General features: G+C 50.3%; 21 protein-coding genes. 2 read left to right on the top strand and 19 right to left on the bottom strand.

The features are described from left to right. From BCS37_RS02460 to gap, 8 genes are all read right to left on the bottom strand, one after another. Positions 1-1,344, bottom strand: coding sequence for a hemolysin family protein (locus BCS37_RS02460; protein ID WP_069179995.1), 1,344 nt, complete (start codon positions 1,342-1,344; stop codon positions 1-3). Between the two features lie 45 nt (positions 1,345-1,389). Further along, positions 1,390-2,490 carry a DEAD/DEAH box helicase gene (locus tag BCS37_RS02455; RefSeq protein WP_069179994.1) on the bottom strand — a complete coding sequence of 367 codons (1,101 nt, stop codon included), beginning with the start codon at positions 2,488-2,490 and terminating at the stop codon, positions 1,390-1,392. Positions 2,491-2,507: 17 nt separating this feature from the next. Next, on the bottom strand, positions 2,508-4,649 hold the full coding sequence (locus BCS37_RS02450) for a DNA topoisomerase III (RefSeq protein WP_069179993.1): 2,142 nt from the start codon (positions 4,647-4,649) through the stop codon (positions 2,508-2,510). Then, on the bottom strand, positions 4,646-5,005 hold the full coding sequence (locus BCS37_RS02445) for a YkvA family protein (RefSeq protein ID WP_069179992.1): 360 nt from the start codon (positions 5,003-5,005) through the stop codon (positions 4,646-4,648). Before BCS37_RS02445 ends, BCS37_RS02450 begins: the two co-directional genes overlap by 4 nt. Before the next feature lie 118 nt (positions 5,006-5,123). Beyond that, positions 5,124-6,680, bottom strand: a complete 1,557-nt coding sequence (gpmI, locus tag BCS37_RS02440) for a 2,3-bisphosphoglycerate-independent phosphoglycerate mutase (protein WP_069179991.1) — start codon at positions 6,678-6,680, stop codon at positions 5,124-5,126. 108 nt (positions 6,681-6,788) lie between these two features. Further along, positions 6,789-7,538, bottom strand: a complete 750-nt coding sequence (tpiA, locus tag BCS37_RS02435; protein WP_069179990.1) for a triose-phosphate isomerase — start codon at positions 7,536-7,538, stop codon at positions 6,789-6,791. 27 nt (positions 7,539-7,565) lie between these two features. Then, positions 7,566-8,759, bottom strand: a complete 1,194-nt coding sequence (locus BCS37_RS02430) for a phosphoglycerate kinase (protein ID WP_069179989.1) — start codon at positions 8,757-8,759, stop codon at positions 7,566-7,568. Positions 8,760-8,926: 167 nt separating this feature from the next. Next, the gene (gene gap, locus BCS37_RS02425; protein ID WP_069179988.1) at positions 8,927-9,940 is read right to left on the bottom strand and encodes a type I glyceraldehyde-3-phosphate dehydrogenase; all 1,014 of its coding nucleotides are present in this window, start codon (positions 9,938-9,940) and stop codon (positions 8,927-8,929) included. 214 nt (positions 9,941-10,154) lie between these two features. Between gap and BCS37_RS02420 the strand changes: the two genes are divergently transcribed. Both BCS37_RS02420 and mtnA read left to right on the top strand, forming a co-directional pair. Beyond that, complete coding sequence (locus BCS37_RS02420; protein ID WP_069179987.1) at positions 10,155-10,799, top strand: class II aldolase/adducin family protein; 645 nt, start codon at positions 10,155-10,157, stop codon at positions 10,797-10,799. A gap of 10 nt (positions 10,800-10,809) precedes the next feature. Continuing rightward, positions 10,810-11,862, top strand: coding sequence for an S-methyl-5-thioribose-1-phosphate isomerase (gene mtnA, locus BCS37_RS02415; protein WP_069179986.1), 1,053 nt, complete (start codon positions 10,810-10,812; stop codon positions 11,860-11,862). Positions 11,863-11,966: 104 nt separating this feature from the next. Here the strand turns inward: mtnA and BCS37_RS02410 are convergent, their stop codons facing one another. From BCS37_RS02410 to BCS37_RS02360, 11 genes are all read right to left on the bottom strand, one after another. Further along, positions 11,967-15,140: an ATP/GTP-binding protein gene (locus BCS37_RS02410; RefSeq protein ID WP_006691051.1), complete on the bottom strand. Its 3,174-nt coding sequence runs from the start codon at positions 15,138-15,140 to the stop codon at positions 11,967-11,969. A 43-nt stretch (positions 15,141-15,183) separates the two neighbouring features. After that, the gene (locus BCS37_RS02405) at positions 15,184-15,900 is read right to left on the bottom strand and encodes an HI0074 family nucleotidyltransferase substrate-binding subunit (protein ID WP_069179985.1); all 717 of its coding nucleotides are present in this window, start codon (positions 15,898-15,900) and stop codon (positions 15,184-15,186) included. Positions 15,901-16,041: 141 nt separating this feature from the next. Then, positions 16,042-17,016: an SDR family oxidoreductase gene (locus tag BCS37_RS02400; protein WP_069179984.1), complete on the bottom strand. Its 975-nt coding sequence runs from the start codon at positions 17,014-17,016 to the stop codon at positions 16,042-16,044. A gap of 165 nt (positions 17,017-17,181) precedes the next feature. Further along, positions 17,182-18,267, bottom strand: a complete 1,086-nt coding sequence (locus BCS37_RS02395) for a hypothetical protein (RefSeq protein WP_159057707.1) — start codon at positions 18,265-18,267, stop codon at positions 17,182-17,184. A gap of 7 nt (positions 18,268-18,274) precedes the next feature. Continuing rightward, positions 18,275-19,783: an MBOAT family O-acyltransferase gene (locus BCS37_RS02390; RefSeq protein ID WP_069179982.1), complete on the bottom strand. Its 1,509-nt coding sequence runs from the start codon at positions 19,781-19,783 to the stop codon at positions 18,275-18,277. A gap of 13 nt (positions 19,784-19,796) precedes the next feature. Next, the gene (locus BCS37_RS02385) at positions 19,797-20,039 is read right to left on the bottom strand and encodes an acyl carrier protein (RefSeq protein WP_069179981.1); all 243 of its coding nucleotides are present in this window, start codon (positions 20,037-20,039) and stop codon (positions 19,797-19,799) included. Positions 20,040-20,062: 23 nt separating this feature from the next. Continuing rightward, entirely contained in the window at positions 20,063-20,491 is a 429-nt protein-coding gene (locus tag BCS37_RS02380) for a MaoC/PaaZ C-terminal domain-containing protein (protein ID WP_069179980.1), read from the bottom strand. A 1-nt stretch (position 20,492) separates the two neighbouring features. Further along, positions 20,493-21,407: a transketolase family protein gene (locus BCS37_RS02375; protein WP_069179979.1), complete on the bottom strand. Its 915-nt coding sequence runs from the start codon at positions 21,405-21,407 to the stop codon at positions 20,493-20,495. Positions 21,408-21,410: 3 nt separating this feature from the next. Then, the gene (locus BCS37_RS02370; RefSeq protein WP_083205756.1) at positions 21,411-22,241 is read right to left on the bottom strand and encodes a transketolase; all 831 of its coding nucleotides are present in this window, start codon (positions 22,239-22,241) and stop codon (positions 21,411-21,413) included. Beyond that, the gene (locus BCS37_RS02365) at positions 22,234-23,079 is read right to left on the bottom strand and encodes an aldo/keto reductase (protein WP_069179978.1); all 846 of its coding nucleotides are present in this window, start codon (positions 23,077-23,079) and stop codon (positions 22,234-22,236) included. The genes BCS37_RS02370 and BCS37_RS02365 overlap by 8 nt, the downstream gene beginning before the upstream one ends. After that, positions 23,066-24,871: an HAD-IIIC family phosphatase gene (locus tag BCS37_RS02360; protein ID WP_069179977.1), complete on the bottom strand. Its 1,806-nt coding sequence runs from the start codon at positions 24,869-24,871 to the stop codon at positions 23,066-23,068. The genes BCS37_RS02365 and BCS37_RS02360 overlap by 14 nt, the downstream gene beginning before the upstream one ends. Positions 24,872-25,087: the final 216 nt, after the last annotated feature.

Here is a 25,087-nt window from a genome sequence, read left to right as displayed (position 1 = left end):
TTATTCCTCCTCATTGGATGCAGGCTCATCCTGTTCCTCCAATACCGTATGCGGCAGATGAAGGAGCACACGTGTGATGCGTACGCCGTCCACCTCCTCGACGTAGAGCAGCGTTCCTGCGTGCGCCGCCATCTGCCCGATCTGCGGCACCACGCCGAGCTGATCGTAGAGCCAGCCGCCGATGCTGTCCACGTCCTCATCCTCGATGCGGACGCCGAGCAGATCGTCCACCTCCTCGAGGAGGAGTTTCGCATCGACGGAGCAGATGTCTCCCGCGCGCCACTCCACGCTCTCGCGTTCCTCATCGAACTCGTCGCGGATATCGCCGACGATCTGCTCGATGATGTCCTCGACCGTCACCATGCCCGCCGTGCCGCCGTACTCGTCGACCACAATCGCGAGCTGTGAGCCCTCCTCCTGCATCGTGCGCAGAAGTACGCTGCCGTCCATGCTCTCAGGTACGACGAGTGCCTTGCGGATGTAACGGCGCAGATTCAGCCGCTCGCCGCGAATCAGCGGCGGGAGCAGGTCTTTCACATGAATAAAGCCGATGATGTGATCCTTGTCCTCGTAGCATACGGGATAGCGCGTCTGCTGCTCCTCGAGGATGGTCTTGATGCGCTCGGCAGGCGTATCGTCGAGGTAGAGGCAGATCATATCCGTGCGCGGCACCATGATCTCGCGTGCGTTCAGCTCTGTAAATGAAAAAACATTGTCGACAAAGTCCGCCTCCGTACTGTTGATCAACCCCTGCCGATAGCTCTCCTTCATCAGGAGACGAATCTCCTCCTCCGTGTGCGCGTCCTCGTTCTCGCCCTTCACGTCGTAACCGAATTTACGGCTGATCGCATTCGCAACGGTGTTCAGAATCCAGACAAAGGGGCGCATGACGCGGCCGAAGAGCACCATAGGGAACGCAATCGCAAGCATGATGTCCTCGACGTTCGCAATCGCCATCGACTTTGGTGTGAGTTCGCCGAGCACGATGTGCAGCGAGGTGATGATCGTAAAGGCTATCGCAAGCGCAATCGTGTGCCCGACCTCGTCGGGCAGCCCGAACACATGCGTCACGGGCAGAATGAGCGTCGCAATCGCGGGCTCACCCACCCAGCCGAGACCAAGCGAGGCGAGCGTGATGCCGAACTGCGTCACCGAGAGCGAGTAGTCGAGATGCTCGGTGAGCTGCTTCGCATATCCGGCGCGGCTGCTCCCCTCCGCAATCAGCGTCTCGAGACGCGAGGTGCGGATCTTGACGCAGCAGAACTCCGCCGCGACGAAGAAACCGTTCATGAAGATCAAAAAGGCAACAAGCAGTATGTCGAGCAATGTGGGCAATATGTCCACGTATGATATCCCCCTTTGGAAATGGATGAACGCCGTGCCAAACCGTCAGGCATACGGCAGCCGCGTGATTTCGATCTCCATGCGTGCGGCGAGAACCCTCAGTTTGTCGAGTTCCTTCGCATCCACGAGTGAGATGACTGCGCCCGCCTTGCCCGCACGCGCCGTGCGTCCCGCACGGTGACGGTAGGTGCGCACGTCCTCGGGCAGGTCGAGGTGGATCACATAGTCCACATCCTCAATGTCGAGCCCGCGCGCAGCGAGGTCGGTGGAGATGAGGAGCTCGGCACGTCCCGCACGAATGGCATCGAGTGCCGCACGACGTTGGTCGCGCCGCTCCTGCCCGAGCAGGGCAACGGCCTTGATCCCCTCAAAGCGCAGTTTTTCGAGGGCGTGTGCCGCATCGAAGCTGCGCCCGACAAAGACAAGCCCCCGCCTGATCGGCAGACGCCGCGTCAGTTTTTGAACAGCCTTTATTTTATCACGAAACGGTACAATATGATAGTAGTTTTCATGCGTATCGCTCGCCCCCTCCACGCGGATGAGGCGCGGCGCGAACAGCTCCTGTGCCATCCGCACGGCTGCCGTGCCCGCTGTCGCCGAGAGCAGGAGCACCTGACGGTCGGCGGGCAGGAGGCGGATCACGGTGCGCACCTCGTCCAGATGCTGCTTGCCGAGGAGTCGGTCGAACTCATCCAGAACGAGCAGACGTGTGCCCGCGAGTTTCAGCTTGCCGAGGCGGTGGAGCTCCTGCACACGCGGCGCAGAGCCGACGATGAGCGCGGGCTTCTTCTTCAGCGCTTCGATCTGCCGCTTGATGTTCGCTCCGCCGATCAGTGCCTGCACGCCGATCGGCAGCCCTGCCGCCTGTGCCAGCTCGCGCGCGACCGTCGCAATCTGCATCGCGAGCTCGTGCGTCGGTGCGAGGACGAGTGCCTGTGCTGCGCGGACGGCGGGGTCGATGCGCTCCATGACGGGCAGGAGGTAGGCGAACGTCTTACCCGTCCCCGTCGGTGCCTCACCGATGAGATTCTCCCCCGCCTGCGCCGCGGGAATGAACGCAGCCTGTATCTCCGTCGGCGCAGCGATGCCGCGCCCTGCGAGTGCCTCTCTGAGATGCTTGGGCACGCCAAGCGATGCAAAGTCCATCGTTTCCTCCTGCGGAATCAATCCAAAAACAGCGCGTCCATCTCCGCCTGTTCGTTCGCCGTCGGCGTGTAGCTGCCGCGCGGAGCGTATGCGGGCGCAGGGTGCGTGGAGGGACGCGCTCCCGATGTCTCCGCTGCGCTGCGCGGAATGCTCTTTCCCGTAAAGTCGGGCTTTCCGTCCGCATCGTTCGCTGTCATGCGGCACTGCGGGAACGCGGAGCAGCCCCAGAAGGCGCCGTGCTTCCCCTTACGCTTCTGCATGACCCCGCGCCCGCACGCAGGACAGGGAATCCCCCCGCCGCCCGTGATCGTAGCGGTCTGCGCCGCCGCACAGAGGTCGCGCGCAAACGCCGCCTGTCCCGCAAGGAACTCCTCAGGCGTTCCCTCTCCCTGTGCCATCGAGTGCAGACGATCCTCCCAGACCGCCGTCGCATCGGGATACGTCATCGTATCAGGGAGCGCATCAATGAGGAGGTACGCCTCCGCCGTCGGCGTGAGCACCTTCTTCTTCCCCGCCGCGTTCAGGAATCTGCGCCGTATCAGATCTTCGATAATGCTCGCACGCGTCGCCTCCGTGCCGATGCCGGAGACATCGCGCAGCATCTTCTTCGCCGCCTCGTCCTTGACGTATTTGTGAATCTCCTTCATCCCCTGCAGGAGAGTCGCGGGGGTAAAGCGCGAGGGCGGCTTCGTCTGGCGCGTGCCGAGCTCTGCGGACACATAGTCCGCCACGTCGCCCTTTTTCATCGGCGGCAGGACGGCACTTTCTTCGTCCTCTTTCTCCACATCTTCCTCATTTTTCGCCGTACGGTACATCGCACGCCACCCCGCCGCACGCTCCGTACGTCCGCTCGCAGCAAACAGCTCACCGTGGTAAGTGACCTCGACCTTCGTCTGATCGTAGACGCAGTTCGGGTGAAACTGTGCGATGTAGGCGCGTGCAATCAATTCGTAGATATTGCGCTCGACCGCGCTGAGCCGCGTAAGATTTACGGGCACGGTCGTCGGGATGATCGCGTGGTGCGCCGTGATCTTCGCGTCGTTCCACGCACGGGATTTTTTCTTTGCATCCGCCTCCCGCGCCCATGTGCCGAGCTCCGAGCCGTCCAGTGCGGCGAGATTGGAGAGAATCTTCGCCGCGTCTTTATGCTGACTCACGGGCAGATACTCCGCGTCCGAGCGCGGATAGCTCGTCAGCTTCTCCTCGTACAGCTTCTGTGCCGTGTCGAGCACCTGCTGCGGCTCGTAGCCGTACCGTTTGCCCGCGAGCACCTGCAGCGCGGACAGCGAGAACGGGAGCGGCGGCGGCTCCTCCTTCTTCTTGCGCTCGTAGCGCGTCACCTTCGCGTCCTGCGGCTCCGCGCCAAACGAGGCAAGTGCCGCCTGCGCCGCCTTTTCGTCTACAAGCCGCCCCTCGGAATCGAGCGGTGTGTGCTCCTCCGACGGCTTCCAGCGCGCATGGAAATTGTCGCCTGTCTTTTCGTGGCAGAATACTGCGTCGAGAAGGTAATAGGTCGCGGGTTTAAAGTTCTCAATCTCGCGCTCCCGCCGCACGACAAGCGCGAGCGTCGGTGTCTTGACGCGCCCGATCGGAAGCACGAGCCGATCATGCCCCGCGCGCCGTGCCGCAAGTGTATAGGCGCGCGAAAGATTCATCCCAATGAGCCAGTCCGCACGTGCCCGTGCGAGTGCCGACAATTTCAGCGGGAGGAAATCCCGATTGTCCCGCAGGTCATTCAGTGCATCATGAATACTTTTATCATCCAATGCATTGATCAGGATGCGTCGTACGGGTTTCTCGTTCTTGAGGTAGTCCAGCACCTCGTCCACGAGCAGCTGCCCCTCGCGGTCGGGGTCTCCGCCGTGCACAATCTCATCCGCGCGCTCGATCAGCCCCTTCACGACAGCAAACTGCTGCGCCGCACTCTCATTTACGACGAGCTGCCACACCTCGGGCAGGATCGGCAGATCCTCTGCGCGCCAGCGCTTCAGCTTCGGATCGTATTCCTCCGGCTCCGCCTGCCTGAGGACATGACCAAAGAGCCATGTCACCACTCCGTCGCCCGTCTCAATCCACCCCGAACCTTTGCGGTGCGGCTGCGGCAGGCACGCGGCAAGTGCACGCCCGACACTCGGCTTCTCCGCGATATAGAGCCTCATGCAAACACCTTCGAGAGCGCCCAGATAAGAAGCACGAACCAAAGAAGCACGACAAGAGATGCCGCGACGAGTATGAACGTCCCATAGCGTGCCACACGTGCCTCGCCCTCTGCGCGCGCCGCATGGGGCAGCATGCGCACAAGCAGCTCCGTAGCCGCCGGCAGGATCACCATATCGTCCACCGCACCGAGCAGCGGAATCGTATCGGGCACAATGTCAATCGGACTCACGAGATAGAGCAGCGCGAGCGGAAACAGGAACTTTACCGCACGCGGCGTATCGCGCCGCACCATCGCAAAGAGCAGCACGGCAATATCGCGCCGCAAAGCACGCAGCAGCACCAAAAATCGCAGCATAGAAACCTCCGATCATTTCTTTCATTATGCTCAGTATACCATTCTGCTCACGCTCTTTCAAATGCAAATGGAAAAGGACAGCCGCACAATGGCAGCTGTCCTCCGATGCAGAAAAACGTTACGCGAGCGTGATGAGCGGCTTTCCCGTCATCTCCTTCGGGATCGGAATGCCCGCGAGCGTGAGGAGCGTCGGCGCGATGTCGCAGAGCGCGCCTGTATGCACTTCCTTCACGCGGTCAGAGACGACAATGAACGGCACGGGGTTCGTCGTGTGCTTCGTGAACGGCTGGTTCGTCTCGTAGTCCCACATCTTATCTGCGTTGCCGTGATCCGCCGTAATGCAGACCTCGCCGCCGACCTCACGGATGGCATCGACAAAGCGCCCGACGCAGGTATCGACCGTCTCGACCGCCTTCACAACGGCGGGAACAACACCCGTATGACCGACCATGTCGCAGTTCGCATAGTTGAGGATGATAAAGTCATACTTGCCCGACTTGATCGCCTCGACTACCTTGTCCGTGACCTCGATCGCGCTCATCTCGGGCTGCAGGTCATAGGTCGCAACCTTCGGCGAGTGCACGAGGATGCGATCCTCGCCCTTGTATGGTTCCTCAACGCCGCCGTTGAAAAAGAAGGTGACGTGTGCGTACTTCTCCGTCTCGGCGATGCGCAGCTGCGTATAGCCGAGATCCTGCACATACTGGCCGAACGTGTTGTCGATCTCCTCGGGCGGGAACGCCACGAGCGCGTTCATCCCCGCCTCATACTGCGAGAACGTCGCAAATGGAATCTTCAGCGACTCATCACGCGCGAAGTCGTCGAATTTCTCATCGACAAATGCGTGTGTGAGCTGACGCGCACGGTCGGGGCGGAAATTGTAGAAGATCGCGCCGTCGCCGTTCTTCATGCCGGGATAGCCCGCGACCACGAACGGCACAACGAACTCATCCGTCACGCCCTCGGGCTTCTCACTCGTATCGGCATAGGAAGCAAGTACGCCGTCGACCGCCGTCTTTGCCGTCGACTTCGCCTTGGCGTGCGCGATCGCCTCGTAGGCGAGCTGCTCGCGCTCCCAGCGGTGGTCGCGGTCCATGGCATAATAGCGTCCGCTGACCGTCGCGATCCTGCCGACACCGATCTCCGCCGCCTTCTTCTCCACTGCCGCAAGATATTCCGTCGCACTCTTAGGCGGCACGTCGCGTCCGTCGAGAAATGCGTGAATCCAGACCTCGGTCAGTCCCTCGCGCTTGGCAAGCTCGAGCACGCCGAAGAGATGGTCGTCATGACTGTGTACGCCGCCCGGCGAGACCAGTCCCATGACGTGCAGTGCACCGCCGCGCTCCTTCACGCCGCGTACAATGGTGAGCAAGGCCTTGTTCTTGAAGAAGTCGCCGTTCTTGATGTCGCGCGTGATGCGCGTGAGCTGCTGATAGACGATGCGTCCCGCGCCGATGTTCGTGTGACCGACCTCGGAGTTGCCCATCTGTCCGTCCGGCAGTCCGACGTACTCACCGGATGCATTGATCTGATTGTATTTGTATTTTTTCTTCAGCCCATCGATGACCGGTGTATTTGCCATGGCAATCGCATTGTACTTCAGGTCGTTCGGATCGCCGTTGCCAAAGCCGTCCATGATGATAAGGGCGACGGGCGCATTCTTAAGTTTTGCCATAATATTTGATTCTTTCTAAGAGCTTTTGCTCAATACTCAGGAGGCGCAGATTCTTCGTCTCTGCAAAGAATCCGCGCCACCCTAAGTGTGTTTTGAGATTTTTAGATATCAGAAGTTGACAATCGCAGCAAAGTCCTTCGCTTTGAGCGCTGCGCCGCCGACGAGTGCACCGTCCACATTCGGCTTCTCCATGAGCCCCGCAATCGTCTCGGGCTTTACGCTGCCGCCGTACTGAATGCGGACGCCCTCTGCTGCTGGCGCGCCGTACTTCGCCTCGATGGTCTTGCGGATGTGCGCACAGACCTCCTCCGCCTGATCGAACGTCGCCGTCTTGCCCGTGCCGATCGCCCAGATCGGCTCATAGGCGATGACGAGCTTCGCCACGTCTGCCGCCGCAAAGCCCGCAAGTGCCGCCTCGATCTGATATGCGACATAGGCGAGGTAGGTGCCCGCCTCGCGGATCTCAAGCGACTCGCCGCAGCAGATGATCGGCGTGATGCCTGCTGCGTACGCCGCATGGGCGCGCTTGTTCACGCCCTCGTTCGTCTCGCCGAAGTAGTCGCGGCGCTCGCTGTGACCGAGTACACAGTAGGAAACACCGAGCTCCGTGAGCATATCCGTCGAGATCTCGCCCGTGTATGCGCCGCTCTTCTCCCAGTGCACATTCTGTGCGCCGACTGCGATGTTCGATCCCTTGACCGCCTCGGTCACCCCCGCGAGTGCCGTCGCCGTCGGGCAGACCACGACCGTTGCCTTCGCATCCTTGACGAGCGGGGCGAGCTCCTTAACGAGCGCGACACCCGCCGCGACCGTATTGTTCATTTTCCAGTTGCCAGCAATAATCGGTGTTCTTGCCATAAATATGTTCTCCTCTACTCTACACGCTTACTCGTCCGCAAGTGCCGCGATGCCCGGCAGCACCTTGCCCTCGAGCAGCTCGAGCGTTGCTCCGCCGCCCGTCGAGATGTGCGAGATCTTCTCGGACAGCCCCGTCTTCTTCAGCGCCGCGATGGAGTCGCCGCCGCCGACAATGGAGATCGCGCCTTCCTTCGTCGCCTGCGCAACCGCACGCGCGACTGCCTCCGTGCCCTTTGCAAACGCATCGAACTCGAACACGCCCATCGGACCGTTCCAGATGACCGTTTTTGCACCCTTCAGTGCGTTGACGTACTCCTCGGAGGTCTTTGCGCCGCTGTCGAGCGCCTGCCAGCCGTCGGGCACCTTGTCCACGTCGACCGTCTTTGTATTCGCGTCCGCCGCAAACTTGTCCGCGATGACGACATCCACGGGCAGAACGACCTTCACGCCCTTCTTCTCCGCCTTTTCGAGGAGCTGCTTCGCGAGGTCGATCTTGTCGCGCTCCACGAGGGAATCGCCGACGGGATAGCCCTTCGATGCATCAAAGGTGTGCGCCATGCCGCCGCCAATGATGATCGTATCCACCTTATCGATCATGTTCTCAATGACGCCGATCTTGTCCGAGACCTTCGCGCCGCCGATGATGGCAACGAACGGGCGCTTCGGGGCCTCGAGCGTCTTGCCGATGTAGTTGATCTCCTTTTCCATGAGGAAGCCCGCCACCGTCTCGAGATATTTTGTAATCCCGACGTTCGAGGCGTGTGCGCGGTGTGCCACACCAAACGCATCGTCTACCGCGATGTCCGCCAGTGACGCGAGCTGCCTTGCGAACTCCGGATCGTTCTTCTTCTCCGCCTTATGGTAACGCAGGTTCTCAAGGAGCAGCACTTCGCCCGGCTTCAGGTCGGCAGCAGCCTTCTCCGCCTCGGGACCGACGCAGTCCGATGCCCATTTCACGGGCTGTCCGAGACACTCCTCGAGACGCGCCACAATCGGACGCGTCGAAAACTGCGGCTCACGCGCCTCCGTCGGACGGCCGACGTGACAGGCGAGAATGACCGCCGCACCCGCGTTCAGAAGGTGCTGGATCGTCGGGAGGGTCGCACGGATGCGCGTATCGTTCGTGATGTGCTGATGCTCGTCCATCGGCACATTGAAGTCCACGCGGACGAATACCTTTTTCCCGTGTGGATCAATGTGCATCATTGTCTTTTTATTCATATTATCCCCTCCAGAATGAAACCGCTGAATGTATCAGAGTTTCCTAAATAAAAACGAGGTTCGGCCCAAACGACGGCCGGACCTCGTGAAAGATCGTATGCTTACGGTAACCGGATCAAAGCGCTAGCAACTCCGACCCATGTCCCGTATGTCTCTGTTTACTTGTCTCAGCCGAGCTCCGCAAAGTACTTGATCGTACGAACCATCTGGCTCGTGTAGCTGTTCTCGTTGTCGTACCAGGAAACCACCTGAACGAGCGTGTTGCCGTCGCCCGTGTCGCTGACCATCGTCTGTGTCGCATCGAAGATCGAGCCATACGTCGTGCCGATGATATCACTGGAGACGATCTCGTCCGTGTTGTATGCGAACGACTCCGTTGCTTCCTTCTTCATCTGCGCGTTGACCTGATCGACCGTGACCTTGCCCTCAACCACAGCGTAGAGGAGTGTCGTCGAGCCCGTCGGGGTCGGAACGCGCTGTGCCGAGCCGATCAGCTTGCCGTTGAGCTCTGGGATAACGAGGCCGATCGCCTTCGCCGCGCCCGTCGAATTCGGAACGATATTGAGTGCTGCTGCACGGCTGCGGCGCAGGTCACCCTTGCGCTGCGGACCGTCGAGCGGCATCTGGTCGCCCGTATAGGCATGGATCGTCGCCATGATTCCGCTCTTGATCGGAGCGAGATCATTCAGAGCCTTCGCCATCGGAGCAAGGCAGTTCGTCGTGCAGGATGCCGCCGAAATGACCTTGTCGTCCTTCGTCAGCTTCTTGTGGTTGACGTTGTAGACAATCGTCGGGAGGTCATTGCCCGCAGGAGCAGAGATGACAACCTTCTTCGCACCTGCCTTCAGATGTGCCTCAGCCTTTGCCTTTGCCGTATAGAAGCCCGTGCACTCGAGCACAACATCGACATCATGCTTGCCCCAGGGAATCTGGGAGGCGTCCGCCTGTGCATAGATGTTGATCTTCTTGCCGTTGACCGTAATGGAATCGTCCCCCGCCGTGACCGAATCCGCATACTTATAACGCCCCTGCGTGGAGTCATACTTCAGGAGATGAGCGAGCATCGTCGGGCTCGTCAGATCGTTGATCGCGACGACCTCATAGCCGGGAGCATCGAACATCTGACGGAACGCGAGACGACCGATACGGCCAAAACCATTGATAGCAACTTTTACTGCCATTAAAATACCCCCTGTTGAGTCCCTAGTTTCTGCGCCGCGATCCTTTTGCCGCCGCGCTCTTCATACGATTTATATTATAAACCATTCCCAATAAAAGTCAAACCTTTTATCTTGCATCTGCACGTGATTTATCGAATTTTATACATATGGAAAAATACTTGCAAAATCCCTTGAATCTTCGTTAAAATAGACCTGTAAATGGAGGAGGATCGTTATGCTCGAACAAATCAAAGAGGACGTGCTCCGCTGTGCACTCGAAGCGGATCATGCGGGCCTGTGTCGGCACCGTTCGGGAAATTTCAGCATCCGCGACGCAGCGAGCGGACACATCTGCATCACGCCGACGGGCATGGATCGCGAAGAGATGACCGCAGACGACATCGTAGTCATTGATATGGACGGACGCGCAGTCGAGTCACTGAATGACCGAAAGCCCACGAGCGAACTGATGATGCACACGGCAATCTATCGGAGCCGCAGCGATGTCCTCGCTGTCGCGCACACCCATTCGCGCGCAGCGACCGCATTCGCCGTCATGAACAAGCCGATTCCCGCCATCGTCTACGAGCTCTCCATCCTCGGCTGCAAGGAGGGTTATGTTCCCGTCGCCCCGTACGGACGCCCCGGTACGCGCGCAGCGGCGGAAAACGTACTTGCGCCGCTCACCATCTCCGACGTTGCTCTCATGCAGGCGCACGGTGTTGTCGCCGTCGCCGGAAGTCTCAAGGAAGCCCTGCTCAAGGCAAGCTACGTCGAAGAACTCGCCGACATCTACCACCGCTGCCTCACCGTCCTCGGGCACGAGCCAGATACCATCTCTGCGGATGAACTGGCAAAGTGGAAGTATCCGACAGTTTAGGAGGCATACAATGAGCACCAACATCCTCGACATGGAAACCCTCGCCCTCGACGAAGAGGAACGCGCCCTCGTCATCATTGACCAAACAAAACTCCCAAACAAAGCCGAATACCTCCGCCTCAAAACACAGGGCGAAATCTGGACGGCGATTCGAGAGCTGCAGGTACGCGGTGCGCCCGCCATCGGCGATGCTGCCGCCATCGGCATCTACCTCGCCGCCCTTGAAATCGACGCCGACGACTACGCCGAATTTGCACGGCGCTTCCACGAAGCCGCCGACTACCTCAACTCCTCCCGCCCTACCGCCGTCAACCTTTCATGGGCGCTGAACCGCATGGAGGGGATCGTCAAAAAGAGCGAAGGAAAATCCATCTCCGAGATCCGTGCACTCCTGCGCGATGAAGCCCTCCGCATCAAACAGGAGGACATCGATATCTGCAAAAAAATAGGAGAGCATGCGCTCACCCTCGTAAAGCCCGGTGCAGGTCTGCTCACCCACTGCAACGCAGGACAGCTCGCCACCGCCAAATACGGCACCGCAACCGCCGTCATGTACCTCGGTCACCAAAAAGGCTATAACTTCAAAATCTACGCCGACGAAACGCGTCCTCTCCTCCAAGGCGGACGCCTCACCGCATACGAACTCAGTGCCGCCGGCATGGACGTCACCCTCATCTGCGACAACATGGCAGCCACCGTCATGAAGAATGGTTGGATCGACGCCGTCTTCGTCGGCTGTGACCGCGTCGCCGCCAACGGCGACGTTGCCAACAAGATCGGTACATCAGGGGTCGCCATCCTTGCCAAACATTACGGCATCCCCTTCTACGTCTGCGCCCCCACCTCCACCATCGACCTCTCCACCCCCACCGGAGCTGACATCCACATCGAACAGCGCCCCCCCGAGGAAGTCACCGACATGTGGTACAAAGAACGCATGGCACCAAAAGGCATAAACGTGTACAATCCCGCATTCGATGTCACGAATCACGAACTCATTACGGCGATTGTGACGGAGGAGGGAATCTTTAGCGATTTCACAAAGCTTCATGAAGAGCCATAAATATACCTTTGCCCTTCTAAATTTGCCAAGGAAATGAAGAGATTTCCCGCCTCTTAAAGTTTCAATTCTCTAACTCAAACTTAGGAGCAAATTTTTCATAAGCCTTAATTCTCTTTATGATCTTGCCTAGACGCACTATTCACGTCAAAACCTCCTATTCTATTGGCTAGCTCTTTTATGTTTTCATCTACACCACTGAGTTTCTGAATTTTATCATCAAAATCCTCATGCTCATCAGCACTCGCTTGTCTGTATATTTTAACAACCTTCGTGAAATTATGAAGAAGAATCTTGACGCATTCTTCATCATCTAGCAATTCTGGTGGGATGAGCCGCCTCATTGTCTTGTCATCAAGCTCCACCTTATTGTATTTAAAAAGCCATTCTCCCCAAAATTTAAATTCTTCTACAGAGATTGCTTCTGTTTTGAGACTATCATAGAAGACTCCTAAAATACGCCCTATTTGCTTTCGTTTTTTTAGAAATTCTTCTATATATTTTTTCCATGTATCAATATCCTCAGGAAGACTTCTATCATTAACCAACCCCTGTAGATAGTCCTTTATTTTAGTCCAAACGAGATCTGGCCAATCATAGGCAATAATCCGCCCCGCAGAAATTCCATATGAATCAATTCCCTGCTCAATATAGTGAGCCCATTGCTCCTCAGATCGTGTATCAAGATAGTCTTTCACGCGAGTACGACAATTTTCCGAAAAATCATCCTCCACCTCATCAATAAGCGATAGAAAATCTACCGGCAAGTATTTTTCCACTTCATTGTCGGAGATTTTTACAAACTTCCACCGTGATAGTTGAGCAGAAAGGTCTTCCTTAGAAACCTTTGAACACACTATAACCATTTCAAATTGCAATAACAACTCCTTAGGATTTGCCCTTAATGGTCTTTCTATATCGCCAGTAACAATCTTACATATTGCACAATACAACGAAGAAGTTTTGTACTGTGTTGATCGGAACATAAGATCAGAATAACTCATATATAAAGAAATTTTATCTGAAATCTCCTCAGCCTTATCTTCTTGGTTGAGATAAGACGTAATTTCTGAGTAATTTTCGACTGTATTGAAATCAAATTTTGAAAATATGTAGCATAATAAATCCGACTCAATATCGGAATGCTGGTGCTCTTTCGCTTCACGAATATACTGATCAAGATATTCTATGTCCAAGTTAATTTCGATTTTATCCGAAATAACTTCCCGATAATTACGCCATAAAGTGCAAAACTCATTATATGAATTAGTTTGTTCCGCACCTTCTTTCGCCCTCTCTTTAAATTGTTCCAATTTATATCCACTTTTATGCAGCTCGCCAATATAGCTAACCTTTGCTAACTGTTCAACAGTTAAATCTGTCAGAAATTTATCAACCTCCTCTTCTTTACTCCGAAGCCTATACTGGCTAGGAGTTCCTTTAGAATCAGTAATTATCTTTTCCAGTTGTTCCCATGGAACAACAATTTCCCCAAGGAGATCAAGAACTTGAATGTCTTTGGGAGCGACAATCTCTTCAACTTCCTTGATGCAATCAATATACCTAGCTGCATTAATTCCTTCTAGTTGATTAAATTGTGGAATTAGTTTTGCTAGTATAGCTTCAATTTGTTCCTTGCTTCCATGTTTTATCAGGACTTTTTGATATTGGAATAAATACCCGTCTTTAGATGTATCCAGTTCAAGGTCTATATCCAAAACCCCCTGAAATATCATATTCCAACGATTAGCATAGATTTCCTCCCCACCATAGTCTTCTGGAGATAAACCATCCAAGGCACAAATAGGCATTTGAAGACTATCCACTGTGTTGAACTCTCTTAGCAAAGTCTCTAGAATCGATGGGAAAGTCCGTATTTTTGAAATTTCTTTTACTTTATCAGCATCACCATTCTCAAGAGCCAATCGCAACACTCTATGAATTGCAATCTCCTGACCTCGCTCTAATGTCACCTGATGTGAAAGTGCCGGAATTGTTTGAAAGAACTCTTCGTCTTGCTCAAACACTCGCTTCAATCCCTTTAAGTAGGCTAAATCACTTAACGCCTCAATAATATTCTTTAGAATGTGCTCTTTATGGGAGATAAACACAGCATAGTAGCGATATTTTATACCATGACCTTTATGCAATAAAGAAAGTATAAGGCATTGATTAATAAAAGCATGAATTTTTCTTGGTGTAATCGTTTCTGTATAGCAATCATAAATGCGTTTTACATAGTCTAATTCTTGCCTATCCCCATTCACCTCATCTTGACCGAAAGCCTTTTCCCACTGACGATCAAAATATTCTTCCCAATCATTCAAGACAGGTAAGGCAACTCGGAAAACGGCATCAAAAGTTTTATCTGTATAATCATGTATATTATTCCCTGCACTATCTTGTTCATCATTCACACACAAATGTGTTCGATCAAAGGGTATAACAATTTTTATTTTTGGGAACTCTACAACACCATCACTGAAACATGATTGTATTATTGTCCACACTTCTTGAACATTAGCTCGCGGCAGCCTATCTAGATTATCAAGAACAATGATTAACACATGTTTCTCAGGTATACTCTCATCAACATCATGAAAAAATTGTCGAAATACTACTGTAGAAGGTCTCTTTGTATCCGTATATTCTCGTTTGGTAGACTTTGTATTACCTTGTTTATACGCACCTATCAGCTGGTTTTTGATGTGTTCCAAATGACCCATACTAAAAAAATCTTTACGTTGTTTTCTCATTGAAATGAAAACAGCAAATAAAATACATCCTATTGGCATCAAAGATATCACATAGTTTATCCATTCAAACTTCAACGTCGTACTCAGTTGTATTGCTGCTGGTGTAAGGATAATACTGCAAACCAAGAAAAAACTTGCCCATGTAAAGGATGACTGAAGCTCTGTTTCTGTTTCAACGACTGTACCTAATGCTTTTATTTTAACGTAATTCAATTTATCTTTTGTTACTAAGAGACCATCCTCCCTATCAATAAATTCTACAATTTCCTCTATAATCGCACGACGTTGGAAATCCATCTGATGTGCCCAAGCATCGTAAATAAAGAAGAAATATTTTTTGTCTTTATTACTCAATTTCTGCTGTAGAATTTTTACTAGATTGCTCTTTCCAGAGCCCCACTCCCCCTCCAAACCAATCACATGGAGGCGCTCTATATTATCACATATTGTCTCTGCAACATGCTCTTGGGCACGTCCTGAAAACAAATCTTCTCCAATCGGTTCATTCTTTAAAAATTCAGCCAATCTTCTCACATCCTTACAGAGTAAACGCCAGCAGCATCTTGAACTATTCCATATCCATCAACCACATATTCACTCTTTGATCTAAAGCCTCTAGTAGAGTAATATATTGCTCTTTAACCTCATGATAAATATCCCGCGCCACATTTTCATCATAGGTATGCGATGATAGATTACGCTTCTCCATCATATCCAGCCACGCTTCAGCATCCGAAATCAGCCCCTGTTTCCATCCCTCTCGGATGCCGCTGCGCGGACTGTTTGCCTCGATACCTTCATACTCTAAAACGGCCTTCATCAACTTCCACGCAAGCTCAAAACAAAATTCAAAGCGCTGAATCGTCGCATCCAAATACATGTCATCCAGATCAGCTTCTTTTTCCAACGCTGTCTGCAAGCGCAATAATGCCCGATGATAATCTTCCGCTTTCAGGCGAATCTGCTCCGCTGTCATAACACTTCTCCCTGCCTCCACACAAAAAAGGAGTTTTTCCTCTCGATCAATTGCATCTCGCAGCTTTTCATTCGTTTGGTGATCGTAAAGCACAATATCGAATGTATAGGGTAAATTGCTCTGCTCAAATTCCTCCAACAAGGTGCTTCTTATGTCTTGATCGGTTTCTATCGCTAAATCGACATCGGATGTCACATGGTAATCCCCGCGTGCCCTTGAACCAAAAAGCCTAACCCGGTGGATCTGATCGCGATGCCGATCTAAGATATGATAGATTTGTTTCCATTGTGCACTCGTTAATCCATACACATCTTATCACTCCAATCGGACAATTTCAGTATTGTATATATTCTCTCTGTAAAACAAATCACCTTCTCCACAGAAGCACGCCAAGCAAAAACGGCAGTACCGTATTCTCGTGTGAGGTAGAATACGGTACTGCCGTTTAGTTTACAAATTCTCTTTATACCACTGGATTGCTTCGTTGATCCCCTTCTCGAAATCATACTCAGGCGCATAGCCGAGGTTCTTGCAGATCTTCGAAATGTCCGCTCCACTGTGGCGAATATCGCCCTTGCGCTCAGGGCCAAACACAGGCTTCAAGTCCTTCTCGAACAGTGCACTCAGCACCGCATACATCTCATTGAGGCTCGAACGCTTGCCCGCAGCGACATTGTACGCCGTCCCCGCCATCTCATGCGAGGCAGCACACGCAAGAAGATTCGCCTGCACGACATCCTCGACATAGACAAAATCCCGCGACTGCTCCCCATCGCCGTTGATCGTCGGCGGCTCATCGCGGAGCAGACACTCGATGAACTTCGGGATCACCGCCGCATACGCACCGTTCGGATCCTGACGGCGACCGTAGACATTGAAGTAGCGCATCCCGTAGCAGTCCACCCCATAGTGCATCGTATACTGATGAGCATACTCCTCCGCAGCAAACTTCGTCACCGCATACGTCGAGAGGCGATTCCCGACAATCTCCTCTCGCTTCGGCATCGTCTCGTCATCACCATAGACCGCAGCACTCGATGCGTAGGTGAATTTCTTCACCCCTTTTTTCGCCGCAGCTTCCATCATATTGACGGTCCCGACAATATTCGTCAGCGTATACTCCACAGGCTGCTCGATGCTCTCTGGCACGCTCACCGCCGCTGCCTGATGCAGCACATAGTCCACGCCCTCACAGACGCGATAACAGAGCGCCGCATCTCGGATATCCCCCTCGACAAACTCGAACTTCGGATTGTCTCGAAATCCCGCGATATTCTTCACATATCCCGTCGACAGATTATCCAACACGCGAACCCTGTGTCCCATCGACAGTATCGCCTCGCACAGATTCGATCCTATAAACCCTGCACCGCCCGTGACGAGGAACAGACTGTTATTTGGAAATGTAATCGTATGGTAGTTCATGTTTCCCAACTCCCATAGTTAATACCAATGTCATCAGACACATCGAACTCAAAAGACTTTCTTTCTCAGAGCCCACATAGTATGCTTGCACTATTCATATAAACAATTTCAGTTTCAAGAACATACACTCCCAAACGAGAATACAATCGATATTCTACTGATGCCTCATTTATACGGCCTAAAGTCAAAGTATTTCGTCAAAAGATCGTGCCTAACATGTCGTGCATCATAAAAATCTTCATCTGACATTCTCAAACAATAGGGATTATATGTTCCTGTAATTCTCAAATTGTACTCTTGAGCCATTTCATGAGCAAACATCTCTAATTCTGGTATCGAAGGATAATCATCAGAGTTAATCCGCTCCCACAAAGACGGCGCAACAGGGCACAAAAACAATTCAACGCTAATATTTTTTTTCAATAGATACTGAATAAGTTTCTCAAAAATCTCCTTACTGTAGGGATCGATATGCCCTCCCTTCGAAAATTGATATTCTATATTATAGTTTTCAGCATCTTTTGTCACATAGTCGCCCGTTCTATTCTGCGCCTCAACTGCATAGACGATACTGCCATCCGGCATATAATATATCCCCTCATAGTTTTCATTAACAATTCCCCAGCGTGCACCAATAAGGGAATGTCCTCCTTCTTTTTTCAGGGCTGCAATTGATGCTTGAAAATAAGACGGAGATAGCAATGATTTCACAGGTTCTTTCCACGAGTTTGCGGGGCCGTGCGGTCGGATTGGATCTTTTTGCTCCAATGTATCAATCATATATTGTGCATAGGGCTTTAACCCTTGACTTCTCGTAAGCGTACGATACAGCTTCTCATCAAAGAAATAAGAATCCACGCAAAATATAACGCGATGATATGTAATCTCATGCAAGTCCAGCAATGCAAACTGCGCTAAAATATCATAAAAATCTGCGCCTGACTCGCTCAAATTATAAAAACTCTGCGTACCAACAGTATCAGATCGTACTCCCATAATTAGACTTGGACCAACAGCAATGCAATCCACTTCCCTTGGCATAGCTTCAATCAAATGTCGCTTCACTTCACGTTCATTAACATTACTATGTGCAAACCACGTTTTATTTCCTGCCGCCATAGAACGTGCCATAGCCTCCGTGTTATCATGGTACAAGGCCGATGGATCTACAACATAGTTGATACCAGCAACAATCAGAGGAATCGGCAAAAGCACTAGAAATCTCAGCCACTTGTTTTGAAAACGCATCATTCACTCCTCAGAATTGAAAATAAATAAAGGTCGATTTACCAATCATGCCTGTTCCCAAGATGAGAAAAACCACGAGATAAATTGCCCCGATGCGGAATAAATAATGCCGTCCATCCATAAACCTCTGAATAGAGCTCCCCTTATTTTCCAGATACTCTGCAAATACGAGGAGCATGAGGCAAAGAAACATAAAAACAGCTTTTTTTCCATCGATTCCCGTCGTATTCAATATATCATAAAAATGTGATGCCGAAAAATTAGAAACCATATTAACAAAAACCGAGATTCCCGCAGAAACACTGCCAGCACACACAAACACCCAACAAATACAAATCAACAACAAAGTTCGTACTCTTTGTATATATGCAACAAAGATATTGTCCGATTCAAGACGCAAGCAACTCGGCCACTTTACAGTCAACGCTGAAATGCCATCACTCAGTATCAACAAGGTGCACGGAACCAACGCAGCTGCGACAAAGTAATATGCAGTACATCCATGCCAAACACCGATCAGAAACCAAAGTACTATCATGGAGAGATAGAACGGAATCTTCTTTCCTGCCTTCTTCCCCCATCTTTTCTTACACATACGTCCAAGTGCCACCATCGGTGCAGATATCTGGATTGGGTACATCACGTAGTCCTTGAACCAAAGTCCCAATGTAATATGCCAACGCTGCCAAAATTCCTGTAATGATCGCGAAAAAAAAGGCGCACGAAAATTCTCTGGCAAACGAACACCAAATAGTGCCGAAGCACCCAGTACAATATCCATACAACCAGAGAAGTCTGTATAAAGTTGTATCGCATAGCACAACGTCGCCAACACAAAATCCATTCCACCATAAGATTCCGGACTCGCATAAACAGTTGTCACCACCATAGCGAATCGCTCGGAGATTACTAGCTTCTTAAAGTATCCCCACAACATACGACGCAGACCATACTCAATATTCTCATACTGAAGGCTGAATCTTCTTGCGAACTGCTCCCTCATGGCAGTAAATCGTGTTACAGGTCCTGATATTAGCTGGGGAAAATAATAAAGAAACAATGCCACTGTCGTCGGATTACGCTCCGCTGAACACGTCTGCCAACGGACATCCAGCAGATAACCTATGGCTGACAGCACAAAATAGGACAGTCCCATAATGGGAACGAAATCCAACCAGGAAAGATTCGTATCCATCTGTAAGAGCGATAAAAACAATTCGCCCATATTAAATGCATATTTAAGAATAAACAGTGTCGCGACAAGTCCTATAATAGAGACTAGTGAATAAACATCCTTTTTCCAGCCCTCAGTTTTTTCGATGGCAATCGCACCTAAATATGTAACAAAAAAAATATACGCCATCAACAAACACATAAGAGGCTCTGAAACGGCAGAGGCTGTCAAAAAGAACATCAAGCTGGCTGTCAGCAGGATATATTTCTGAGCCCTAGGAAAAAGATAGTATAAAACGAGAGTAAGGCACAAAAACAGAAAAAATTCCCCGCTCATCAAATTCATTCTGCCGGATCACCTACTCCCCCAACTCCATGATGAGATCTACCATTTCACCCACATTTTTCATTGTTACGACTTTGCCCATGGGAATCTTAAAGGAAAATTCATCCTGCACAGACACAACCAGGTTGATATGCTCAAAGGAATCCCAGTCCTCTATGTCATTCGCTGTGGTTTCATCATGCAAAACAATACTCTCGTCATCGAATACATCACGAAAAACATTCTGCAATCTCTCATAAACTTCTTCTCTGGTCATGTTATACGTCCTCTTTCTATGTACTATTTCAAAACTATAATCTTCATCTTAGCTTTAGAGACCTTCCTTTTTTCCTGATTGTGAATACAGGCATTCACACGAATCAGGTGCAGGCTCTCATCCTTATCAGTCACCTCTCCCTCTACAAAAAGTACATCTCCGACAAATACAGGGTTCAAAAAGGATACGTTTTCCAAACTGTGAATAAGGCTATATGCACCGGGCAGATACATCCCTGCTAATGTAGAATATAAAGATGCCGTCAACATACCAAAGGAGACATGCACCGGATACTTTCCTGCACTAATCTCACGCGCATAAACATCATCTCTGTGTAAAGGGTTATTGTCCCCCGACATCTCACGAAAGGCATTCTCCATTTCTATGCTGATCTGCTGCTCAAAGGTTTCCCGCAGACCAACATATATCTCTGAAAATGTATATTTTTTCATTTTATAGCACTTCCTTGATTTCTCGGAAAATACTCCTCGCGTCCAACTGATTTTCTATCCTAACGTTTTTATGCGTTCCGTAGCCCGATGCAAAGCAATCGTGCAATCCAATTCGATGCAGCCGCATCCCAATTCCATGTGCAGACAGCACCTCGGAAATAATACTTCCCAAGCCGCCCAATATATTATGCTCCTCAACGGTAATAAACATCTGCACGTCCTGCACCATAGACAAAATATTCTCCTCATCGAACGGTTTCAGCGTATGGACATAAACAATTCTTGCATGAACGCCTTCCGCCTTTAAAAGCTGCGCAGCTTCGTATACCTCCTCTAAGATACTCCCTGTCACAAAGATACAGAGATCCCCCCCTTCCTGCAAAACATCATTTTTACCGACTTGAAAATCATATGTTTCATCGAAAAATTCTTTTTCATGATTCATTCCAATGCGGGTATAGACAGGGCCAATATGTTGATAAGCCGCCTCCACACACTTCGATACCTGATACGGCGTTGCCGGCGACAGAATCATGAGATTTGGCAGTGCGCGCAGCACAGCAACATCCTCCGTTGTATGATGCGTCGGTCCCAAAGAACTCCATGAAAGACCGCTCCCCATTCCTGTGATTTTAACATTCAAATTTTGAAAACACACATCATCGCGGATAAACTCTAAAGAACGATATGCAAGAAATGCCCCTGCAGTATAGACAAACGGAATTTTTCCGACCGTAGCCATCCCTGCAGCAGCGGCAACCATATGCTCCTCGTTAATTCCAAAATTGCAAATCTGATCTGGAAAATTATGACGAAACATCTCATCGTAACCTGTACCACTGTCCGCAAGAAGGTGAATGACTTCCCGATCACGCTCTGCAAGTTCCATTAGTTTCCCCATATAGGCGCTCTGCATGAATCAGCCCTCCCACTCTGCTTCAGAAATGCCTAATTCTTCCTGAAAGACCTTCCTCTCTTTGCGATTGGGCAGCTTAAAATGCCAGTTGGGATTCTGTTCCATAATGGATACGCCTTTCCCCTTGATCGTATGTGCCAGAATAAATCGAGGCTTCCCTTTCACACCTTCACGAGAAAAATGGTCTCTCATCACCGTTATATCATGACCATCCATCTCTTCAACACTCCAGCCAAAGGATGTCCATTTCTCCATCCACCGGGGTGCACCAATAATGCGGTCAATTCGATCCATTTTCTGAATCTCATTGCAATCCAAAATCACAACCAGATTATCCAATTGATGCGCTGCTGCGGACATTGCCGCTCCCCATACAGCCCCCTCCTCGCATTCACCATCACCAAGGACAACATACACTTTAGCGAGACTGTGATTAAGCCGAAGAGCCATAGCAATTCCGGCAGCAAACGAGAGTCCGTGTCCAAGAGAACCCGTTGTAGCCTCTACCCACTTGCTATCACGCATACACGGCTCACCACCAATGCAGCCTTTGAGCTGAAGATATGACGAAAATTCATCCTCTCTCATAAACCCCATATGTGTCAGAATAGCATAGAGTGCCAAACCTGCATGTCCCTTGCTCAAAATCAGACGGTCCCGATCTGCCCACATAGGGTCATCACGATTCAAGCGCAGGATTCCCCCTGCATACAAAGTATATAAAATCTCAAGACAAGAATATGAAGATGCAAGATGAGCCATCCCGCCACGATATCCTGTAACAGCAATTTGTTTGCGCAGCATCCTCAATGTAGCTGTTGTCTTCTCATCCAAATTCAGTCACCTCATCCGGATCAATGCCGACACCACCGCAATAGGGCATCTTACTCAAGCTCGACTTTTCGTCCGGGGTCAGGGAAAAGTCGAATATATCCATGTTCTCTGCCAAACGAACAGAACTGCTCGTTTTAGGGATCACTACAAAACCTTGTTCCACAGCATACCGTAAACAGATCTGTGCAGGTGTCTTATCATGCGATTTAGCTATCGTGCTGATCAACTCGTGTGAAAGGATCTGACCATTCCCCAACGGACTGCTGGCCTCGATACAGATATTTTTTTCCGCACAAAATGTCGTCGTATCACTTTGCATCATACCGGGGTGAACCTCAATTTGATTCACCATAGGCTGAATTTCCGCAGTGTTTCCCAAAGCCTCTAAATGATGCGGCTTAAAATTGCATACACCGATCGCGCGCACATATCCGTCCCGATATAGAGACTCCATGCCACGCCACGTGCTTGCATTCTGCGCCTCCCAGTCTGAATACAACTTAGGAGAAGCAGGCCAGTGCACCAGATAGAGATCCAAATAGTCCGTTTTCAGTTTTTTCATAGAGCGTTTACAGGCTTCACGAACCTTTTCATAACCGCGACAGGAATTCCAAACCTTATCCGAGAGGAACATCTCTCCTCGTGGTACAGATAACTTCTCCAGAGCCTTTCCAATCCCAATTTCATTGCCATATGCTGCAGCGGTATCAATAAGACGATACCCCATGTCATATCCGCGCTCAATGATATTCGCTAAGACCTCTCTGTCATTGATCTGCCATGTACCCATTCCAATCTGCGGCATCAAAACGCCATTGAGAAGCCTAACTGTCTGCATGAACCTCAATCACCTGATTTCTGTTCTTATAGTCGTTTGTAATCAAAAATTCCCAAACAGTGTTTCCGTTCTCGTCCTCTTGGATTTTTGTGAATCCTTGCTGACCATAAAAGCCCTTCACCATACCATTTTTAGCCGTAGGATAATAATAGCCACGGAGACATCGAACACCACGTTCACGACATTTTCCGACAAGTTCATCCATCATTGCGATTTCCATATCCCTCTTCAGTACACGGCAGCTCATCAGCCACAAGTCAATATGGAATAATGTGGCATCTCCTTGATCCACATGACCAAACACGACAGACACGACACCATTATCGCCAAATCGATCCTCTAATTTCCCATATAGCGTGATATATTCGGGATTATTCACATATCCTTCCATATCCGCCTGACTGCATCGCTTTGTTGTCAAGTTGAACTGATTGCTTTTATTTGTAAGCTGTGCAATGCGAGACATATAGACGGGAGAAAAGGGTGCTATCTCCGCTTTCATTTGAAGAGAACGAAGATAGTCCGAATAATCCGCGTAGCTTTCCTGCGATTTTTTTCGAGAAATGTTTTCTTGATACATTTCTGTACGCTGCACATCTTCTGCAGACAGCTGCATTGCCTCAAAATAGCCGGAACGATCCAATACACTGATAAACTGCGCAGGATCATCAACCTCCGGAATTTTGACATCTGAAACCCGAGTCCTCACAATATCACGCTCAACGGGATTATCGTCTACGAAAACAAGTGTATCTGTTCCTATATTTAATTCCTGTGCTATCTGCCGAATATTACAATCCTTATCTTCCCAATTTGCTTTAATTACAAGAAAGTCCTCCGGTCTCAAAGTGCTATCCGGTCGATTCAACCCTGCCAGTGCATTTTCTATATCATTCTTAGAGTTAATTGCAAGGAGAATACCTCGCTCCTTGTATTCCTTAATATAAGTTTGGAACTCACTATAAAGCTGCCCCATAGATGTCTCTTGTCCAATTTCAATATTATCAGCACCATCATCACCGACAATGCCGCCCCATAATGTATTATCAAGATCAAGGACAAGAGCTTTTTGTGACTTCCCGTAAAGCGATTTTATCATATTTGACAGATTGTAGGCAAGTTCCGGGATGGCTTCAACGGCGCAAGCATATTTATACATATGCCATGCGTATGGATCTGCCCATTGCTGCAGTCCATAACAGGAAGCCATATAGTGAATATCATGAATATAGAAACTCTCATGGGATTGTGCGTATTGACAAAACTTTTCATTCAGTGTATTAACAAAACGCACACGACCATGAGGATCAGAAAAATCATTATTCCCAAGGAGTCGATAAAATGGCAGCTCAAAATTATTCTGGATCAAAGGGCAGTGATAGTCAGCTGCTATTTTTTCCCACAGTTGTACATAGGGTCGATATATTTCATCCACAAGTGCATCAATATCTATCAAAGGCTCTTTAGGTGAAGGAAACCTATGGATATTGCGCGAACTTGTGTGAATATAGATGATATCCGGCTGAAACTCCGATAGTGCAGGATTATCAAATATAACATCTTGCCAATACTGATTATACTCCGACTCATAAAACGAAGGTATGATACCTGCATCTAGGAGAAACAACTCTAACATATCACGAACATCATGTGTTGTGGACCCCCCGAGGATTGCAATGCGTTTTTCAACACACATTTCTCCTTCAAGCTTCTCCATCAGCATCTTCTTTATTTTTTTGCGCTTCTTCAACAACTTGACAGAATCTACCGGATAGGTCAATATACGCTTCATTTTATTTTCCTCACTCAAACTTCGCATATCAAAAACATATGTCAAACCTTGAAAATTCTAGTTCTATAGGTACAAAAACACATCCCCTATGCACATTTTCACAGGTTTTGTGCCAGTAACATCACCAGTTCTGCTAGAGAATCAGTGAAACATAGTGAATAATCACATCCGCAGACACAATTTTCACAAATTGCAGTGAAAAACAGAGTACAACAC

Source organism: Selenomonas sp. oral taxon 920 (genome assembly GCF_001717585.1).
In the GTDB taxonomy this organism is placed as follows: domain Bacteria; phylum Bacillota; class Negativicutes; order Selenomonadales; family Selenomonadaceae; genus Centipeda.
Note: the sequence above shows the minus strand (reverse complement) of the source record. Positions and strands in the feature narration are given on the sequence as shown.

Excerpts from the sequence above, each read along its gene's own strand:
- tpiA (WP_069179990.1), bottom strand. The coding sequence starts at position 7,538 with ATGGCAAGAACACCGATTATTGCTGGCAACTGGAAAATGAACAATACG.
- BCS37_RS02380 (WP_069179980.1), bottom strand. The coding sequence starts at position 20,491 with ATGAAAAAATATACATTTTCAGAGATATATGTTGGTCTGCGGGAAACC.
- BCS37_RS02390 (WP_069179982.1), bottom strand. The coding sequence starts at position 19,783 with ATGAATTTGATGAGCGGGGAATTTTTTCTGTTTTTGTGCCTTACTCTC.
- BCS37_RS02375 (WP_069179979.1), bottom strand. The coding sequence starts at position 21,407 with ATGCAGAGCGCCTATATGGGGAAACTAATGGAACTTGCAGAGCGTGAT.
- BCS37_RS02420 (WP_069179987.1), top strand. The coding sequence starts at position 10,155 with ATGCTCGAACAAATCAAAGAGGACGTGCTCCGCTGTGCACTCGAAGCG.
- BCS37_RS02400 (WP_069179984.1), bottom strand. The coding sequence starts at position 17,016 with ATGAACTACCATACGATTACATTTCCAAATAACAGTCTGTTCCTCGTC.
- BCS37_RS02360 (WP_069179977.1), bottom strand. The coding sequence starts at position 24,871 with ATGAAGCGTATATTGACCTATCCGGTAGATTCTGTCAAGTTGTTGAAG.
- BCS37_RS02450 (WP_069179993.1), bottom strand. The coding sequence starts at position 4,649 with ATGAGGCTCTATATCGCGGAGAAGCCGAGTGTCGGGCGTGCACTTGCC.
- BCS37_RS02395 (WP_159057707.1), bottom strand. The coding sequence starts at position 18,267 with ATGATGCGTTTTCAAAACAAGTGGCTGAGATTTCTAGTGCTTTTGCCG.
- BCS37_RS02365 (WP_069179978.1), bottom strand. The coding sequence starts at position 23,079 with ATGCAGACAGTTAGGCTTCTCAATGGCGTTTTGATGCCGCAGATTGGA.
- gap (WP_069179988.1), bottom strand. The coding sequence starts at position 9,940 with ATGGCAGTAAAAGTTGCTATCAATGGTTTTGGCCGTATCGGTCGTCTC.
- BCS37_RS02430 (WP_069179989.1), bottom strand. The coding sequence starts at position 8,759 with ATGAATAAAAAGACAATGATGCACATTGATCCACACGGGAAAAAGGTA.
- BCS37_RS02445 (WP_069179992.1), bottom strand. The coding sequence starts at position 5,005 with ATGCTGCGATTTTTGGTGCTGCTGCGTGCTTTGCGGCGCGATATTGCC.
- BCS37_RS02455 (WP_069179994.1), bottom strand. The coding sequence starts at position 2,490 with ATGGACTTTGCATCGCTTGGCGTGCCCAAGCATCTCAGAGAGGCACTC.
- BCS37_RS02385 (WP_069179981.1), bottom strand. The coding sequence starts at position 20,039 with ATGACCAGAGAAGAAGTTTATGAGAGATTGCAGAATGTTTTTCGTGAT.
- mtnA (WP_069179986.1), top strand. The coding sequence starts at position 10,810 with ATGAGCACCAACATCCTCGACATGGAAACCCTCGCCCTCGACGAAGAG.
- gpmI (WP_069179991.1), bottom strand. The coding sequence starts at position 6,680 with ATGGCAAAACTTAAGAATGCGCCCGTCGCCCTTATCATCATGGACGGC.